Here is a 17,758-nt window from a genome sequence, read left to right as displayed (position 1 = left end):
CCACATGACTACAGTTATTATGCATACTTCTGAAGGCGATATAAAAATCAATTTGTTTGACAGTAAAGCGCCTGAAACCGTCAAAAATTTTGTTGGCTTAGCTACTGGTGAGCGCGAGTGGCTTGACTCATTCAGTGGAAAACCTTCGCATGAGCCATTCTACGATGGTTTAACTTTCCACCGCATCATTAAGGATTTCATGATTCAGGGTGGCTGCCCACTCGGCAATGGAACTGGCGGTCCTGGATACGAGTTTGACGATGAAATTGACGCATCCTTGAAGTTCGATAAGCCTTATTTGCTCGCTATGGCAAATGCTGGAAAGCGTCACGGTCGTGACGGTCGTTTGCATGGCACTAACGGTTCGCAGTTCTTCATTACAACTGTGCCAACTCCATGGCTTGACGGTCACCATACAATTTTCGGCGAAGTTGCTGACGATGAATCGAAGGCGGTCGTCGATAAGCTCGAGGCTGTCGCAACGGATCGATCTGATGCTCCTCTTGAGCCTGTAGGTATTATTTCTATTGAAGTTTTGTGATTAAACGTTATGATTTAATACTCTTTAATATTCTTTAATACTAAAGTTCTTAATTGCTAATCCGACATTTTCTATACGCTTGTGTACAGAAAATGTCGGATTTTTGCTGTAAGGCGGCAGAAACTTTACGCTCGTGTAAAATAAAGGTCGGAATACGGCTGTAAGGCGGCAGAAACTTTACAACGCATGCAACGAAAAAGTCGTATTAATTAGAATTTAAATGCGAATATAAAGAAAGCGAGTCTTATAGCAAGCGTAATAGCTCACTATAAAACTCGCTTTGGTTTATATCAACCTTCTTCTATTATTATCCGTTGTAAGTATTGTTATTGAAGCACTTGCAATTCAGTTTTTGCTTTCCGCACTTCCGTACCTCATCATTTTATGCTTTCACGCTTTGATACAACGATGAGCCGGATTCTTGGAACTTTTTGCTCATCTCTTTCATACCATCGGCAATTGCCTGACTGCGTGCTTCTTCAACGAGCTGCTCCTGCTGAGCTGCTCCGCCAAAACGCTTACGAATATTTTGCGAAATAGCCATCGAGCAGAACTTTGGTCCGCACATCGAGCAGAAGTGCGCCATTTTTGCCGGTTCTGCAGGAAGCGTTTCGTCGTGGAAGGCGATTGCGGTATCTGGATCGTAGCTTAAGTTGAACTGATCCAACCAGCGGAACTCAAAGCGAGCCTTACTGATTGCGTTGTCGCGATCCATAGCATGTGGATGGTGCTTAGCAAGATCAGCTGCGTGGCAAGCGATCTTATACGCAATCACGCCTTGCTTCACATCATCCTTATTAGGCAACCCCAAATGTTCCTTAGGAGTCACATAGCAAAGCATTGCGGTGCCGTATCGCGCAATCTCCACGCCACCAATTGCGGAAGTAATGTGGTCATAGCCAGGTGCGGTATCCGTAGTCAAAGGACCAAGCGTATAGAATGGAGCATTCTGGCAAATTGCCTTCTCCATCTCAATATTCATACGCACAGTGTCGAATGGCACGTGACCAGGACCTTCAATCATCACCTGTACGTCATGCTTCCAAGCGATCTTCGTAAGCTCGCCAAGCGTCATAAGCTCGGAAAGCTGAGCCGCATCGTTAGCATCAGCCAAGCTACCTGGACGCAAACCATCACCCAAAGAGAATGCAACATCGTACTTTGCGAAAATCTCGCATAATTCTTCAAAGTGCGTATACAAGAAGCTCTCTTGATGATGTTGCAAGCACCATTCAGCCATAATTGAGCCACCACGAGAAACAATACCGGTTACGCGGTTTGCAGTAAGCGGCACGTAGCGAAGAAGCACGCCAGCGTGAATAGTCATGTAGTCAACGCCCTGCTCGCACTGCTCAATAACAGTGTCGCGGAAAAGCTCCCAGCTGAGCTTAGAAGCATCATCCTCAACCTTTTCCAAAGCCTGATACATTGGCACTGTTCCAATTGGCACAGGGGAGTTGCGCAAAATCCATTCGCGCGTTGTGTGAATATCGTTACCGGTGGAAAGATCCATAACGGTATCCGCACCCCACTTCGTGGCCCACGTAAGCTTTTCTACTTCTTCGTCGATAGATGACGTGACAGCAGAATTACCCATGTTTGCGTTGAGCTTAGTCAAGAAGCGCGAGCCAATAATCATAGGTTCAGCTTCAGGATGGTTAATATTGCAAGGAATTACAGCGCGTCCGGCTGCAACTTCTTCGCGAACCAGCTCTACATCGCAATTTTCGCGCGTTGCAACATATTGCATTTCCGGAGTAGTAATTCCGTGTCGAGCGTACCACATTTGTGTAATCGGATGGTCCGCGCCCTTCATTGGCTTATGCGTGCGACCACGCCATTCTTTAGAAGCTTTGCCTCGCTTAATTGCGCGCTTGCCGTCGTCTTGAAGATTGCGCCTGCGTCCTTCGTATTCCACAACGTCACCGCGGTCGCGAATCCAGTCAAGTCGAAGCGGAGCCAAACCTTCCTTAGGATTGCACTTTGGACCTTCAGTATTGTAATCCTTAAAAGGCGGGTTAGGACCTACGCCAGGAGTATCCGAAAGCTTAATTTCCGTATAAGGAACTTCCAAATCATAAGAACCATATTCATACTCAAAATGAACTGGAGTTGTTTTGCGAATATGAGCTTTATCGCGCTGAGTGCATCCGCGAGCTGCAATGTCAACTCGCTGTTGTTTAGCTAATTTCGCAGCATCCTTTGCTTCTTTCGCATTAATAAAAGTTGGCTTCTTTTCTTGAGTTTCTGAAGATTTTGATTCAGAATTTTCTGCAACTATCACTCGCTTAGCGTAGCCGTGCTTTTCTTCACCTCGCACAGCTTTCCAATGTTCAACAAATTCACGCATAGTTGATTCTGGTGTTTCTGAAGAATACAATGCTTCAGAAACGAACCATCCTGCAGCCTTGGTGTGAGCGATTGTATCGATATCGTCGAGTGCAGTTCTTCCGCCAACTAGAACTGGAAAATCACTTGCGGAACAAATCGTATTAATTTTCGCTTCGTCCAGCGTTGTGTGATTTGCTTCCAATTCGTAAGCGGCAGTAGTGCTTTCGCATCCTTCTTCAGGATTGCGCATTGCTGTTACGCAAATGTAATCAATGCATCCATCTGGAAGTTCGTTTATTACTTTAACTAAGCTTTCGGTTTCAACAGATAAGCCGATTACAGCATCTTCGCCAAGAAGAGCGCGAGCCTCTCTAGGCTCCATGTCGCTTTGTGCTAAATGCACTCCGTCAACTTTGATGCTTTGATTGCGAGCTTGCCAAACGACATCAACACGCTCGTCGATAACAAAAGTTACAGAATCGCATTTGTTATTGTCTTCGATGATTTGTGCAATATCGCGTGCAATAGTAGTGATTTCTTTAGCGTTTTCATTGTTGCAATGAAGACGAATAAAAGTCGCTCCAGCGCGCAAAGCATCATCGACAATATCGGTAAGCGGACGATTATTACAAGCTTGTGGGTCTGCAATAAAGCAGGCGCTTAGATTAAATTGATTACGCATTGATGCGTACGGATAATTCGATGTCATACTAAAATCGTTGCTCCCTACGTTGTATTAACTAACAGGTTCGAAGGGTTAGGCAAACTAATACCATCTCAGCCTTCTTTCGAAAGCACCCCTGCAAAATGTCGAATTACCAGCAAGTTTACACGATTATGTGCATTTAATTGGTGGTGGGTATGTTGCGAATTTCTTTAGCGTTCGTGATGATTGATTGCGCGTGAAATAAAATCTCCCAAGCTTTGCACAATCTGCACGAGAATAATACAAAGGATAACAGCAACTGTCATCACATCGTATTGATAACGCTGGTATCCGTATCGTATTGCAATATCTCCGAGTCCGCCTGCGCCAACTGTTCCAGCCATTGCGGAGAATCCAAAAAGCGTAATAAATGTAAGCGCAGCTCCGCGAATTAGCGAAGGTAAAGCTTCCCACAGCAACACTTTGCAAACAATTTGCAATTTGCTTGCTCCAAAGCTTTGTGCTGCTTCAATTAAGCTTCCGTCAACTTCGGCTAAAGATTGTTCAACTACTCTAGCAACGAATGGTGCAGCCGTAATCACCAGAGGCACAATAGCTCCAGGAACTCCCAAAGAAGTGCCAACTATGAGACGAGTGAAAGGAATTATTGCAACTAATAAAATAATAAACGGCACAGAACGCACGATGTTAACAATCCAGCCTAGAACTGCGTTAATTGGCGCGTTGGGGCAAATGCCTTTTTTGTTTGATGTAATGAGAAGTACGCCAACTGGAAGTCCAATAAGGTATGCAAAAAGTGTTGCAACTGATGTCATTACGAGTGTGTCTTGCACGCCTTCAATAAGTAAGTTGCCGTAGTCGTTAAAAAATTGTGTAGCAGCTTCTAACATTGTTATTTCACCTCGTTGGTAAGCGCGTTTGTTTGTTCGTCTGTTTGTGCGTTTTCTGGCTTATTGTTAAGCTCGCTTGCAATCGTGCTTGTAATTTTAGCGCGATGATTTTCCTGTTTTTCATCTGCAATAAGAGTTCGCAAAATATCGCTTTGTGGATTTGCAAAAAGCGTATCAGTGTCACCTAATTCCACAATGCGTCCGCCATCAATCATTGCAACTCGGTCGCAAATATTTCGTGCTACAGCCAGCGAATGCGTAATAATAACAAGCGTTACGTTGAGTTCGCGGTTAATTCGGCTCAATAAATCAAGGATTTGCGCAGTAGTTGTGGAGTCAAGTGCGCTTGTTGCTTCGTCGCAAAGCATAATCGACGGATTATTCGCCAATGCTCGTGCAATTGCTACGCGCTGCTGCTGTCCGCCTGAAAGCTGGCTAGGGTAGCGGTTTGCAAAATCTTGTAAACCAACTAAGTCAAGTAAGTAGTTTGCGCGTTCTTCTCGTTCCTTTTTTGCAGTGTGATTCAGCTCTAATGGGAAAGTGACGTTTCGCAATACTGTACGCTGCTGGAAAAGGCTAAAATTCTGGAAAATCATGCCAATATTAGTGCGTACTTTTGCAAGTTCTTTATCTTTTACTTCGCTAATATCATTTCCGTCAATAATAATTCTGCCGGAAGTTGGTCGCTCAAGCAGATTCATGCAACGAACTAGCGAAGACTTTCCTGCACCAGAAGAACCAAGGATTCCGAATACTTCTCCCGATTCAATAGTCAGATTAATGTCGTGTAATGCTTCGTTCGCTTTGCTACCTTTGCCGTAGCTTTTGTGAAGATGTTCGATCTGAATCATGCTTTTCCTTAACAGATTATTGCTTTCTGTGTGAAATATACTTCGTTACTAACTAGAGTTACTAACTAGCGTCATTAACTAGATTATTAACTAGCACGCACATTACGTATATTACACGCTTATAAAATAATGCCGCAAAGCATACACGAAGCATACACATGCGGCATTAGGTGGCTACATTGTGAGTATTTTTTAGAAAACAGGGAGCACAGCGCCTTTGTAAGTTTTAGTAATATAGTCACGCACTTCGCTTGTCTTCAAAGCTTTGAGTAAGGCTTTGATTTTTGCAAACTTTTCAGAGCCCTTCTTTACTACAATAATATTTTCATAAGTTTTAGCCGCAATGCCTCCAACTTTTTCTGAAGTAAGTGGGTCTTTAGTTGGGTTAAAACCAGCTTGAATAGCGTAATTGCCGTTCATGGCAGCAAGATCCACATCCTTAATGGCAGTAGGAACTGTTGCCGCTTCAAGTTCTTTAAACTTCAAATTCTTAGGATTCTCAGTAATATCTTTTGTAGTAGCGTTAATATCCTTTGGATTCTTCAACTTAATCAATCCGGCATCTTGCAAAAGAAGCAATGCGCGAGCCTCATTAGTAGGATCATTTGGAACTGCAACAGTTGCTCCGTTTGCTAATGCTTTAATCGTCTTGGTTTTTCCTGGATACAATCCAAATGGTTCAAAATGAATTCCACCTACTGAAACAAGGTGAGTTCCCTTTTCCTTATTAAAGTTGTCAAGATAAGGCAAATGCTGATAGTAGTTTGCGTCAACTTCGCCTTCTTCAGTAGCTGTATTTGGCTGCACGTAGTCAGTAAATTCCTTTACTACTAGCTTGTAGCCTTCTTTTTGCAAGATTGGCTTTACAACTTTATTTAAGATTTCAGAATGCGGGGTAGGTGAAGCTGCAACAGTAATGGTCTTGTCATCCTTTGCGCCTGCTTTTGAGCTACCGCAGCCACTTAAAGTGAAAGTCGCTAATGCTGCCAGTGCTGTAATTGATGCAATAACTTTAATTTTTCGCATATTTCCTGCTCCTTGTTCGGTGAAATTCGTTTAAAGTTAAATCCCCTTCGCGAGTAACGAATTATCAATATAGGCGAGAAAAATCAATAATTCCACACTTTGCTTATTAGTATTATTTATGACGTGTTAATAATTCGCATACTTGCAGTGTGGAAAGAGAAAAAATAAGTTTTTCAACACGTCGCTTACTTGCAATGAAGCTATCTACTAGACTGTAATGTATGAGTTTTTTGCGATTGGCGTTAGCGCAGATAGATACCTGCGTTGGGAACATTGATAGCAACGTTGAAAAAGTTTTGAAGTATGCTGCGCGCGCAAAGCAGTCGGGTGCTCGCATGGTTGTGTTTCCTGAGATGACTTTGACTGGGTATCCTATTGAAGACCTCGCCTTGCGTGCCACGTTCCGCACAACTGCACAAAAAGCTGCAGACTTGCTTGCAACAAAACTTGCGGAAGAAGGCTTGGGGGAGCTTTACGTAGTAGTTGGAACTGTTGGCTTTGACGAGTCTGCTGGAAAGCCTCGAAACAGGCTTCTCGTATTGCATGAAGGTAAATCTGTGTTGCAATACGACAAGCATTTCTTGCCAAATTATGGTGTTTTTGACGAGTTTCGTATTTTCTCTTCTGGCAATAAGTGTGAGCTGCTGGAAGTAGATGGAATGCGTCTAGGTTTTGCTATTTGCGAAGATATTTGGCAAGACGGCGGTCCTGTTGCGCGTTTGGCAAAACTTGGTATCGATGCGCTAATAACTATGAACGGTTCTCCATATGAGGAAGGTAAAACTCATGTGCGCTTGAGTTTGGCTCAAAAGCGCGCTGTTGAAGTCAATGCGCCAGTCGTATATGTGAACCAAGTCGGCGGCCAAGATGATTTGGTTTTTGACGGTGGAAGTTTTGTTGTTGATGCTGACGGAACTTTACTTGAACGCTCGGCAATGTTTGATGAAGATTTGTCGTTTGTTGATTTTGATAACTCGCTGAAAAAGCAGAAAGTTTCAAGCATTGCTCCAAAACTTGACGCAGACGAAGAAGTGTATTGTGCGTGTGTTGTAGGTCTTAGAGATTACATGCGTAAGAATGGTTTTAAGGGTGTGTGCTTAGGACTTTCTGGAGGAATTGATTCTGCTTTAGTAGCTACTATGGCTGCCGATGCTTGCGGTGGAGCAAATGTGTATGGCATTTCTATGCCAAGCATGTACTCTTCGGACGGTTCTAAAGACGATGCGCGCGATTTAGCAGAGCGAATTGGCGCTCACTATGATGTGCAACCAATTGAACCGCTTTTTAAAGCTTTCCAATCGCAACTTTTATTAGAAGGTGTTGCTGCAGAAAACTTGCAAGCTCGCGTTCGTGGCGTAATCGTAATGGCTTACTCGAATTCGCGCGGTGTTTTGGCGCTCGCAACTGGTAATAAATCGGAGCTTGCTTGCGGGTATTCTACTATCTATGGCGATGCAGTAGGAGGGTATGCTCCTATTAAGGATTTGTTTAAGACGCGCGTTTGGGCACTTTCTCGTTGGAGGAATCGCGCTGCGAATGCTGGAGTAGGCATTGGTATGCTGCCAATTGTTGGATATGAGGATTCTGAGCAAACAGAAGTTACGAAAGCGAAAGCTCCGCAAGATGGTGTGCTTATTCCGGTTAATTCTATTATTAAGCCTCCGAGTGCAGAGTTGCGTCCAGGGCAAAAGGATTCTGATTCTTTACCTGAGTACGATTTGCTTGATCGTGTTTTAGAGGCTCATATTGAGCTTGCTCATGGTAGAGCAGATTTGCTTGAAGATGGTTTTGACGAGCATACTGTTGACACGGTTATGCGTTTAGTTGATCGTGCAGAATGGAAGCGCAGGCAGTATCCGCTTGGACCAAAAGTAAGTGCTATTGCTTTTGGCAGGGATCGCAGAATGCCTGTTACCACAGCTTTTCGTGAATAAATGTGATATATTTCACTAGATTTTTTGCAAAACTACTCGTGTATGCGTTTACTTATGCTCTAACATTGTTATTAAGGCAGCGTGAAGATGCGTTGCGGGTACAAAAGGAGTCTAAACATGACATCAGTTGATGCGCCAGTTCTCAGTGAAGAGGATCTTCGTACCGAAGTGTGGAATGGTTTTACTGACGGCAATTGGAAGAAAGACATTGACGTACGCGACTTTATAATAAAGAACTATACGCCATATGAAGGTGACGAAAGTTTCTTGGCAAATGCCACTGAAAAAACGAAGCACATGTGGAAGTATCTCGACGACAACTACTTAGCTGTTGAACGTGAGCGTCGTGTTTATGATGTTGAAACTCATATCCCAGCAGGTATTGACGCAATGCCAGCAGGCTACATTGAAAGCCCAGAAGTAGATAACGTAATCGTCGGTTTGCAAACTGATGAGCCTTGCAAGCGCGCTATGATGCCAAACGGCGGTTGGCGCATGGTTGAGCAAGCTATTAAAGAAGCTGGCAAGGAAGTAGATCCTCAAATCAAGAAGATTTTCACCGTCTACCGTAAGACTCATAACGATGGCGTGTTTGGCGTTTACACCAAGAATATTAAGATTGCTCGCCACAACAAGATTTTGACCGGTTTGCCAGATGCTTACGGCCGCGGTCGTATTATTGGCGATTATCGTCGTGTTGCTCTTTACGGCGTGAACATGCTTATTGAGTTTAAGAAGCGCGACAAGGATTCGATTCCATACCGTAACGATTTTACCGAGACCGAAATTGAGCATTGGATTCGCTTCCGCGAAGAGCATGACGAGCAGATTAAGGCTTTGAAGCAGCTTATTAACTTGGGTAACGAGTACGGTTTGGATTTGACTCGTCCAGCTAAGACCGCTAAGGAAGCTGTTCAGTGGACTTACATGGGCTATCTTGCTTCTGTTAAGAGCCAGGATGGCGCTGCAATGAGCTTCGGTCGCGTTTCCGCATTCTTCGATTGCTACTTTGAGCGCGATTTGAAGGCAGGTTTAATTAACGAAACCGACGCTCAGGAAATTATTGACGCTCTTGTTATGAAGCTTCGTATTGTGCGCTTCTTGCGTACTAAGGATTACGACGCAATCTTCTCTGGTGATCCTTACTGGGCAACTTGGTCCGATGCAGGCTTCAGCGAGGATGGCCGCACTTTCGTAACCAAGACTTCGTTCCGTTTGCTCAACACTTTGACTCTTGAGCATTTGGGACCTGGTCCTGAGCCAAATATCACTATTTTCTGGGATCCAAAGCTTCCAGAAGCTTATAAGCGTTTCTGCGCACGAATTTCTATCGACACTTCTGCAATCCAGTACGAGTCCGATAAAGACATTCGTGAGCACTGGGGTGACGACGCTGCTATTGCTTGCTGCGTTTCTCCAATGCGCGTCGGTAAGCAAATGCAGTTCTTCGCAGCTCGCGTGAACTCTGCAAAAGCTTTGCTTTACGCTATTAACGGCGGCCGCGATGAAATGACCGGCATGCAAGTTATCGATAAGGGTGTTATTGACCCAATCAAGCCAGAAGCTGACGGCACTCTCGACTACGAGAAAGTTAAGGCTAATTACGAGAAGGCTTTGGAATGGCTTTCCGAGACTTATATTGAGGCTTTGAATATCATCCACTACATGCACGATAAGTACGCTTACGAGTCCATTGAAATGGCTTTGCATGATAGGGAAGTCTACCGTACGCTTGGTTGCGGAATGTCCGGCTTGTCTATTGCTGCAGATTCCTTGGCTGCTTTGAAGTATGCAAAGGTTTACCCAATTTACAACAAGGATGCTAAGACCACTGAAGGCCACGAGTACGAGTATATCGAGGGCGGCGACGACGACTTAATCGTTGGCTACAAGACTGTTGGCGAATTCCCAGTTTACGGTAACGACGACGATCGTGCAGACGACTTAGCAAAGTGGGTTGTAAGCACTGTTATGGGTCAGGTAAAGCGTTTGCCTGTGTACCGTAATGCTGTTCCAACTCAGTCCATCTTGACTATTACTTCTAACGTTGAGTATGGCAAGAACACTGGTTCCTTCCCATCCGGTCACAAGAAGGGTACTCCGTACGCTCCAGGCGCAAACCCAGAAAACGGCATGGATTCGCACGGTATGCTTCCTTCGATGTTCTCCGTTGGAAAGATTGATTACGATGATGCTCTTGACGGCATTTCGCTTACGAACACCATTACTCCTGACGGTTTGGGTCGTGACGAAGACGAGCGCATCAGCAACTTGGTTGGCATTTTGGATGCTGGCAACGGTCACGGCTTGTACCACGCAAACATCAACGTGTTGCGTAAGGAACAGCTTGAAGATGCTGTTGAGCACCCAGAAAAGTATCCGCATTTGACGGTTCGAGTTTCCGGCTACGCAGTGAACTTTGTAAAGCTCACTAAGGAGCAGCAGCTCGACGTTATTTCTCGTACATTCCACCAGGGTTCAGTTACTGACTGATTTGGTTGATTAGTAAACACCGCCGGGAGCGAGGCTAGTTTCGCTCCCGGCTTTTGTTAATTGCGTATATTATTTATTATTTATTTATAAATAGTTTGGAGGGCAGTTAGATGGCTGAAAACACAGCGTTTCGTACCACAACTCAGCATATGTTGAAGGAGTCAAAAGAGTATGCTCGCCAAACTTTAATGGGTGGACTTTCTGGATTTGAGTCGCCAATTGGGCTGGATCGTAAAGATCGCTTAGTTGCTCTTAAAACTGGCGATATTGGATTTGTGCATTCGTGGGATATCAATACTTCTGTTGATGGTCCTGGAACTCGTATGACGGTGTTTATGAGCGGTTGCCCACTTCGTTGCCAGTATTGCCAAAATCCTGATACTTGGAAAATGCGTGACGGCAAGCCAGTCTACTTAGATGCAATGATTAAAAAAGTTGACCGTTATCAAAGTCTTTTTAAAGCAACAGGTGGAGGAATCACATTTTCTGGCGGCGAGTCCATGATGCAGCCAGCTTTTGTATCTAGAGTATTTCGCGCTGCAAAAGAGATGGGCGTTCATACTTGCTTAGATACTTCGGGCTTTTTGAATCGCAATTATACAGATGAAATGATTGACGACATTGATCTTTGCTTGCTTGACGTTAAATCAGGAACTGAAGAAACGTATAAAAAAGTAACCGGCGGCTTGCTTCAGCCAACTATTGACTTTGGTCAGCGCTTGGCGAAAGCTGGTAAGAAGATTTGGGTGCGTTTTGTGCTTGTTCCAGATTTGACTTCCAGTGAAGAAAACGTTGAAAAAGTTGCCGAGATTTGCGATTCGTTTGGTGATGCTGTTGAGCATATTGACGTGCTTGGATTCCATCAACTAGGACGTCCAAAGTGGCATGAGCTTAGGATTCCATATCCTCTTGAGAATCAAAAAGGGCCTTCTAGGGCGCTTAAAGAGCGAGTTGTAAACCAGTTCAAAGACCACGGTTTTGTTGTGTACTAGACTGCGTTTAGATTGCATTTAGACTGCATTTAAATTGTGTCAAAAATGTAACTGTAATTTAGGCAATCTTTGCGTATCGTATTGTTTTTTGAAGGATTTTTGTATAATTATACAAATACTCTTTTTTAGAGAAAGGATACGCAATGAAGCGCAGAATAGGTTGTTGGATTGCATTAGCTTTTACATTAGCGTTAGCTGTTTTTGTGCGGTGTAACGATCAGTTTGGTTTTGCTACAGCGCTTACTATTTTCGTTATTTTGCCAATAATTTTATTGCCAATAAACATTGTTGCATCTTTCGATAAGAAACTTCTTATTGAAGTGCCAATAATATCTATTGTTATAGCTGTTGTTACAGAACTTGTCACTTTTCCAATAGTCAACTTTTCGGATTTAGGTTTACATGCTGGCTACGTTGTTCCAACAGTTTTAGCTTCGGTAGTCGCATTTACTCTTACTAGATTCCTTAAAACTAGGCTTGTTAAGCGCATAAATGACGAAGTAGCAAACAATAAAACAGATTGATTATTTAATTGATTATTTATTTGATTTTTTATTTTTGAATAGTCTTAGTTGTGTGCGAAAGTTGAAGCCGTGTTAAAAGATGCATAATCTATAACACGGCTTAAATATTTTTTACGGATATTTTGCAAAAAGTACAGAATAAGTTGCAAAAAGCGTAAGAATTTGGGTAAAGCATGCAATCGGGAGGCGTACTTGAACGAGGAACCAAAGCTTTTAAAAGAGCCTAGAGAAGGAGTTCCAGAAGTCATTGATACGCTTGAAGCATATAAAGATTATTGCAGCTTGTTGGCGGCAGGCTCCGGTCCTTTAGCTGCAGACGCTGAGCGAGCTTCCGGTTTTCGCTACAGTCATGAAGATTGGTTGATTCAGTTCAAACGCAAGGGTGCAGGAATTGGATTATTAGATCCTATAGAACTTACAAAACTTGGAGCTGATTGGAACGAATTTAACAAGGCAGTAGGGGATGTGCCTTGGATTATTCACGATTCGATGCAAGATTTGCCAGGATTTTTCGATATTGGTTTGCGCCCGCGTGCTTTATTTGATACTGAGATAGCGGCTAAATTACTTGGTAGAAAGCGCTTTGGTTTAAGCTCTGTAACTGAATATTATTTGGGTCTTACTCTTGCAAAAGAACATTCTGCAGCAGATTGGTCTTACCGCCCACTTCCTAGAGATTGGCGAAATTACGCAGCTTTAGATGTTGAATTACTTATTGAGCTAGAAGAAGTAATGCGCGTCGAACTTAAAAAGCAAGGTAAACTTTCTTGGGCGGAAGAAGAATTTAAACACTTACTTAGTAAGGGTGCACAAAAGAAAGCTCCGCATCCACGTCCATGGCTTAAAATATCGCATATTAGCGTACTTATGCACGATCGTGTTGGTTTAGTTATTGCGAAAGCATTGTGGCAAAAGCGAGATGCTTTAGCGCGTGAATATGATATTGCGCCAACTCTGCTACTTTCTGACGCTGCGATTATTGAAGCTGGTAAGCGTAAACCTAGTAATGCGCGTGCGTTTCGTGCTATTCGTTCTTTGAATGAGCGAGTGCGAATGCACACTGGCAGTGAGCAAGACAAAATGTTCGAGCGTTACGCTCCAATTCAGCGCAAAGTTAAACCATCTATTTGGAAAAACGTTATAGAGAATGCTATTTTGCGCGCTAAATCTGGTGAAACGGCTATGGATGATGTGCATCCAGTATTACCGAATGGAGCTATTCAACTTAATTCGCGCGAATCTCGTAAAACGAACGTACTTAAGTCAACAGATACTGACGAGTCGCAAGGTTCTAATGATTGTCAGGATTGCCATGATTTATCGGATTCGCAGTACTTGCAGGATATGCAAGATTCCCAAAGCGCTCCTAGATCTATGAAATATTGGCGAGAACATCACCCTAAGCGTTACGAGCGTTTACAAAGAGTAAAAGCTGAGTTAAATCAAATTTCTGAATACACTCATACTCCTGCAGAAATTATTATCAAACCACAGATTATTCGTAATCTTTGCTGGCATGATGATGCGCAAGATATTGATGTTAAAACATTCTTAAGTGAGCATGGTGCTCGCGAATGGCAAACCCGATTGGTAGCTGAGTCCGTAACTCGCGCTATCATGTAACGGTTGTGCCATACGGCAGAAGCTAGAAAAAACGTAATTTCAGGAGCGCAAGCGTGAAAATCAGCGTCAGGAATCTTGAGCCAACTAAAGTTAAGCTCACCATTACCGCAGATCTCGAAGACTTCAAGCCATTCTTGGAAGAAGCTCGTAAGGAGATTGCTAAGCAAATTAACGTGCCAGGTTTCCGTAAGGGACATGTGCCAGGCAAGATTGTAGATCAGCGCGTCGGTTTCGCAGCTGTTGCCGGCGAAGCCGTAAATTCCGCTGTGCCAGAGCTTTATTCCAAGGCTTTGGAAGAAAAGAAGATTCGCCCAATGGATCAGCCAGAATTTGACGTTCAGGAAGTTCCAACGTCGACTGATGCAGATGCAAGTCTTAAGTTTGTAGCGACAGTTGAGCGTCGTCCAGATTTCAAGTTGAACAAGTTCAAGGGCGTTGAGATTGAAGTTGAGAAGCCAAAGGTTTCCGACAAGGATGTCAAGGAGCGCTTGGAAAGCCTCCGTCAGCGTTTTGCTACTTTGGTTGGTGTTGACCGTCCTGCAGCTAAGGGTGATTACACTAACATTGATTTGGAAGCTCGTATCGATGACGAAGTAGTTGATGCGCAAGAGGGCGTAAGCTACGAAATCGGTTCCGGTGTGTTGCTTGACGGTTTGGATGAGGCTTTGGATAGCCTTTCTGCCGGTGAAGAAACCACCTTTGAAGGTACTCTCGAGTCCGGCAAGCATAAGGGCGAGAAGGCTCAGATCAAGGTTAAGGTTAATTCCGTAAAGACTCAGGAATTGCCAGAGCTTGATGATGATTTTGCTCAGGAAGCTTCTGAGTTTGATACTTTGAAGGATTTGAAGGCAGATATTCGCAAGGCTTGCGAGCAGGCTGCTGAAGGTCGTCAGGCAACTAATGCCCGTGACGCATTCCTTGTTAAGCTTCAGGAAGAAGTTGAAATTCCTGTGCCAAAGGGCGTTTTGGACAAGGCTGTTTCAGAGCATTTGAAGGGCATGACCCCTGATCCTGAAAAAGCTACCAAGAAGCAGAAGGATGAAGCTCAGCAGGCTGCTGAGAAGGAACTTCGCGACCAGATGGTTCTTGACGCTTTGGCTGAACAGATGGATGTGACTGTTTCCCAGGCTGACGTCACCAACTTCTTGGTTTCTGTTGCTCAGCAGTACGGCATGGATCCAAACCAGTTCATTAACGCAATCGTTAATAACGGTCAGCTTGGTTCTGCTGTGCAGGAAGTTGCTCGTTCTAAGGGCTTGCTTGCTGGTATGCGTGCTGTAAAGTTCGTTTCTGGCGGAGAAGCTCTTGACTTGAGTGCATTCTTGTCTGAGGATGATGACGAAGACGAAAGCGTGAAGGCTGCTTCTGCTGCTGCAGAAGTTGCTGACGAACTTTCTAAGTAGTATTTTTCAAGCAAGAAAAAAAGTTTATACTTTCTCATATTTGCTAAAAACCCAGGGCTTTTGCTCTGGGTTTTTGTGTTGTTGTTATACTTTAAAGAAAGTGAAAAACAAATAAAATGAAAAACAAATAACATAAGGAAGGCTGCCGCTAATGGAAAAACGCAATTTGCAAATAGTAGGCAGTAAAAAACCTAGTAAGTGTTTGAACTATGTTTTTACATGTTTACGATTAAGTCTTATTGCTTTTTTTGTTGCAGTTATGGCTGGGGTTGGTGCAATATTATTAACTCTGTTACTACATGCTGTGCAAAATGTAATGTTCGGATTTTCAGAATCTGCTCTTAAACCTTCGCCAGTTGGATTGCCAGTATTGCACTACGTTGCTGTTGTATTAATTGTCATGTCTGTTGCTGCAATTATTTGGATGTGGTTATGGACAAAATCTTCTAATCGTATTGTCGATATAGCTCATGCTGTTCGTGGTCAATCAATGCCATGGCATACAACGATTATCCATGTATGTTTACAAATTTTTATAGTTGCTTCTGGCGCAAGTTTAGGTAGGGAAGTTGCGCCTCGAGAATTGGCTGCAATGCTTACTCAGAAGTTACTCTGCTTTATCCGAGTCAGTGAATTTCAAGCTCGCGTTTTGGTTGCAAGTGCTGCTGGTGCTGGTTTAGCTGGAGTTTATCGCGCTCCAATAGCGGGTGCGATTATGGCGCTAGGTTTGGTTGCAATTCCACGTTTTTCTCATGACTCGAAATCTTCTTTAAAGCGTTTGAAATGGTATTGGTTTATACAAAAATTTAGTATTTTTGCTATTGCGTTATGTATAAGTGAAATTGCATCATTGACTACTATTTTTGTGCTTGGGTATGAGCCTTACTATTGTTTGTCAAGTCTTGATGACATCCATATTGTCAATACGACTGTGTTGCTGCTTGCAATTATAGTTGGCATTCCTTGTGGTATTGTTGGCACTCTTTTCCATAAGATGATTCGTTGGGCTCGCTCTAAGTGTGCTCGCAATTACCAAATTTTATATTTTTTGCCATTAATGGGCTTAGTAACAGGATTAGTTGCATCATGGAATCCAGCCATTATGGGCAATGGTCGAGCTTTAGCGCAATACGCATATAACATTGCAAAAACAAGTATTGCAATTGACAAAAACTCTTTGGTAACTTTGCTTCTACTGGTTGTTGCAAAAATAATTTTAACAAGTTGCACTCTTCGAGCTGGCGCAAGTGGTGGTGTGCTTCAGCCGAGTATGTCGTCTGGAGCTTGCGTAGGGCTGATTATAGGTTTTATAAGTATGAACATTCCAGTTGTTGGTGGCATGTTATCAAGTCAGCCCAAAATATTGGTAATAGCTGCTATTTTTGGTGCTGCAAGTCTGCTAACTGCAAGTCGAAAGTCATTGTGGTTTGCGCTTTTTTTGGTAGCACAATTAGTGAATTTGCCTATGATTATGATTATTCCAATGGTTGTTTCTTGTGCTGTATCTAGAAGCATAACGATGATACCAAAATTTTTAGCCGCAAATAATGTTTAAATTTTTTTAGTATAGAAAATACAATATATGCAAAATAAATGCGCCTATCCTAGTTCAGTATTAGCAAAGGCGCATTTGTTATTAGTAAATATTTTTTAGTTATGTTGGTTATTTTAGTTATTTTTTAATTAATTATTAGAACTGAATTCTTTATCTGCAATAAAAGTTCCATCATCGTTTGAGAAGGAGAAATGTATGCGCACTGGTGCAATAATTTTTTCTTTCATTTCATCCGATGCTGATTGTGGCATCAAGTTCGAGAGGCTATCGCCGTATGTTTGCATTCCAGTCTTTAACGCTGTAATTTCTAAATCAGATAGGTGCTTTTTGAACTTTGCATTTATATTGAGCTGATCACCTTTAGTGGCAAACGTTATGTTGAATGGTGAGCTGCTAGTGGCATCATTAAATCCATTAGTGAGTTTTTTAGCTTCTTCTGAATGGCAATGTACGTATTCTTCAATATTTGCGCTTTTAGGTGCAGAGCAATTGTAATGTGGCTTAAGATTAGTTGAATTGTAATGTGGTTTTGAAATTACGTAGCCACCTACTGCAACTATTGCTACTACTATGACAACAATAAGCCAAGTGTATTTTGACTTATGAGCACTTGTATTTGTTGCATTTGGATAAGCGTTTGCAGGATAGTTGTTGACTGGTTGTTGATTATTCTGATATACGTTTGGTTGGTAACCATTATTTAGATTTACATTATTAGGGTAATTGTTGTTCTGGTATCCGTTATTTGGGTATACGTTGTTTTGATACTCATTGTTTTCATAACCATTGTTTGGGTATCCGTTATTTGGATTTACATTATTTGGGTATGTATTATTTTGGTAACCATTATTTGGATACTCGTTATTTGGCATCGGAGCAGGCGAGTAGTTGTTATCTGGCAATTGGTTAGAATCCATAATTACTCCTT

13 protein-coding genes and 1 riboswitch are annotated in these 17,758 nt (G+C 42.8%); of the genes, 8 read left to right on the top strand and 5 right to left on the bottom strand.

Going from position 1 to position 17,758, the window contains the following annotated elements; all coding sequences use genetic code 11:
• Nucleotides 1–4 precede the first annotated feature (4 nt).
• The gene (locus HXT44_RS04615) at nucleotides 5–541 is read left to right on the top strand and encodes a peptidylprolyl isomerase (protein WP_421782596.1); all 537 of its coding nucleotides are present in this window, start codon (nucleotides 5–7) and stop codon (nucleotides 539–541) included.
• 382 nt (nucleotides 542–923) lie between these two features.
• Here HXT44_RS04615 and thiC read toward each other — a convergent pair whose 3' ends face one another.
• The 4 genes from thiC to HXT44_RS04595 all read right to left on the bottom strand — a co-directional run bounded on the left by thiC (nucleotide 924) and on the right by HXT44_RS04595 (nucleotide 6,306).
• The gene (thiC, locus tag HXT44_RS04610; protein WP_421782594.1) at nucleotides 924–3,581 is read right to left on the bottom strand and encodes a phosphomethylpyrimidine synthase ThiC; all 2,658 of its coding nucleotides are present in this window, start codon (nucleotides 3,579–3,581) and stop codon (nucleotides 924–926) included.
• Nucleotides 3,579–3,684: riboswitch (TPP riboswitch) on the bottom strand. It overlaps the preceding gene by 3 nt.
• Nucleotides 3,685–3,748: 64 nt before the next feature.
• The gene (locus HXT44_RS04605) at nucleotides 3,749–4,429 is read right to left on the bottom strand and encodes a methionine ABC transporter permease (RefSeq protein WP_004108684.1); all 681 of its coding nucleotides are present in this window, start codon (nucleotides 4,427–4,429) and stop codon (nucleotides 3,749–3,751) included.
• 2 nt (nucleotides 4,430–4,431) lie between these two features.
• The gene (locus HXT44_RS04600; protein WP_064621745.1) at nucleotides 4,432–5,280 is read right to left on the bottom strand and encodes a methionine ABC transporter ATP-binding protein; all 849 of its coding nucleotides are present in this window, start codon (nucleotides 5,278–5,280) and stop codon (nucleotides 4,432–4,434) included.
• Between the two features lie 192 nt (nucleotides 5,281–5,472).
• Entirely contained in the window at nucleotides 5,473–6,306 is an 834-nt protein-coding gene (locus HXT44_RS04595; RefSeq protein ID WP_004106340.1) for a MetQ/NlpA family ABC transporter substrate-binding protein, read from the bottom strand.
• A gap of 221 nt (nucleotides 6,307–6,527) precedes the next feature.
• On the opposite strand from HXT44_RS04595, the gene HXT44_RS04590 reads away from it, so the two are divergent.
• The 7 genes from HXT44_RS04590 to HXT44_RS04560 all read left to right on the top strand — a co-directional run bounded on the left by HXT44_RS04590 (nucleotide 6,528) and on the right by HXT44_RS04560 (nucleotide 16,830).
• Nucleotides 6,528–8,240: an NAD+ synthase gene (locus HXT44_RS04590; RefSeq protein WP_064621743.1), complete on the top strand. Its 1,713-nt coding sequence runs from the start codon at nucleotides 6,528–6,530 to the stop codon at nucleotides 8,238–8,240.
• A 117-nt stretch (nucleotides 8,241–8,357) separates the two neighbouring features.
• Complete coding sequence (pflB, locus tag HXT44_RS04585; protein ID WP_421782591.1) at nucleotides 8,358–10,733, top strand: formate C-acetyltransferase; 2,376 nt, start codon at nucleotides 8,358–8,360, stop codon at nucleotides 10,731–10,733.
• A gap of 110 nt (nucleotides 10,734–10,843) precedes the next feature.
• Nucleotides 10,844–11,725, top strand: coding sequence for a pyruvate formate-lyase-activating protein (pflA, locus tag HXT44_RS04580; RefSeq protein ID WP_064621742.1), 882 nt, complete (start codon nucleotides 10,844–10,846; stop codon nucleotides 11,723–11,725).
• Nucleotides 11,726–11,868: 143 nt separating this feature from the next.
• Nucleotides 11,869–12,249: a hypothetical protein gene (locus tag HXT44_RS04575; RefSeq protein ID WP_004108694.1), complete on the top strand. Its 381-nt coding sequence runs from the start codon at nucleotides 11,869–11,871 to the stop codon at nucleotides 12,247–12,249.
• Between the two features lie 192 nt (nucleotides 12,250–12,441).
• Nucleotides 12,442–13,872: an HRDC domain-containing protein gene (locus HXT44_RS04570; RefSeq protein ID WP_415697884.1), complete on the top strand. Its 1,431-nt coding sequence runs from the start codon at nucleotides 12,442–12,444 to the stop codon at nucleotides 13,870–13,872.
• A gap of 53 nt (nucleotides 13,873–13,925) precedes the next feature.
• Complete coding sequence (tig, locus tag HXT44_RS04565) at nucleotides 13,926–15,275, top strand: trigger factor (protein WP_012914242.1); 1,350 nt, start codon at nucleotides 13,926–13,928, stop codon at nucleotides 15,273–15,275.
• Between the two features lie 151 nt (nucleotides 15,276–15,426).
• The gene (locus HXT44_RS04560) at nucleotides 15,427–16,830 is read left to right on the top strand and encodes a chloride channel protein (protein WP_421782588.1); all 1,404 of its coding nucleotides are present in this window, start codon (nucleotides 15,427–15,429) and stop codon (nucleotides 16,828–16,830) included.
• 128 nt (nucleotides 16,831–16,958) lie between these two features.
• Here HXT44_RS04560 and HXT44_RS04555 read toward each other — a convergent pair whose 3' ends face one another.
• Nucleotides 16,959–17,747: a hypothetical protein gene (locus HXT44_RS04555; RefSeq protein WP_004108702.1), complete on the bottom strand. Its 789-nt coding sequence runs from the start codon at nucleotides 17,745–17,747 to the stop codon at nucleotides 16,959–16,961.
• Nucleotides 17,748–17,758: the final 11 nt, after the last annotated feature.

This window comes from Gardnerella sp. DNF01198P (genome assembly GCF_049244165.1).
GTDB classification, from domain to species: Bacteria; Actinomycetota; Actinomycetes; order Actinomycetales; family Bifidobacteriaceae; genus Bifidobacterium; species Bifidobacterium swidsinskii.
This window is presented reverse-complemented; position numbering and strand designations above follow the sequence as displayed.

Coding starts and splice junctions, on each gene's coding strand:
- HXT44_RS04615 (WP_421782596.1), top strand. CDS start 5: ATGACTACAGTTATTATGCATACTTCTGAAGGCGATATAAAAATCAAT.
- thiC (WP_421782594.1), bottom strand. CDS start 3,581: ATGACATCGAATTATCCGTACGCATCAATGCGTAATCAATTTAATCTA.
- HXT44_RS04605 (WP_004108684.1), bottom strand. CDS start 4,429: ATGTTAGAAGCTGCTACACAATTTTTTAACGACTACGGCAACTTACTT.
- HXT44_RS04600 (WP_064621745.1), bottom strand. CDS start 5,280: ATGATTCAGATCGAACATCTTCACAAAAGCTACGGCAAAGGTAGCAAA.
- HXT44_RS04595 (WP_004106340.1), bottom strand. CDS start 6,306: ATGCGAAAAATTAAAGTTATTGCATCAATTACAGCACTGGCAGCATTA.
- HXT44_RS04590 (WP_064621743.1), top strand. CDS start 6,528: ATGAGTTTTTTGCGATTGGCGTTAGCGCAGATAGATACCTGCGTTGGG.
- pflB (WP_421782591.1), top strand. CDS start 8,358: ATGACATCAGTTGATGCGCCAGTTCTCAGTGAAGAGGATCTTCGTACC.
- pflA (WP_064621742.1), top strand. CDS start 10,844: ATGGCTGAAAACACAGCGTTTCGTACCACAACTCAGCATATGTTGAAG.
- HXT44_RS04575 (WP_004108694.1), top strand. CDS start 11,869: ATGAAGCGCAGAATAGGTTGTTGGATTGCATTAGCTTTTACATTAGCG.
- HXT44_RS04560 (WP_421782588.1), top strand. CDS start 15,427: ATGGAAAAACGCAATTTGCAAATAGTAGGCAGTAAAAAACCTAGTAAG.
- HXT44_RS04555 (WP_004108702.1), bottom strand. CDS start 17,747: ATGGATTCTAACCAATTGCCAGATAACAACTACTCGCCTGCTCCGATG.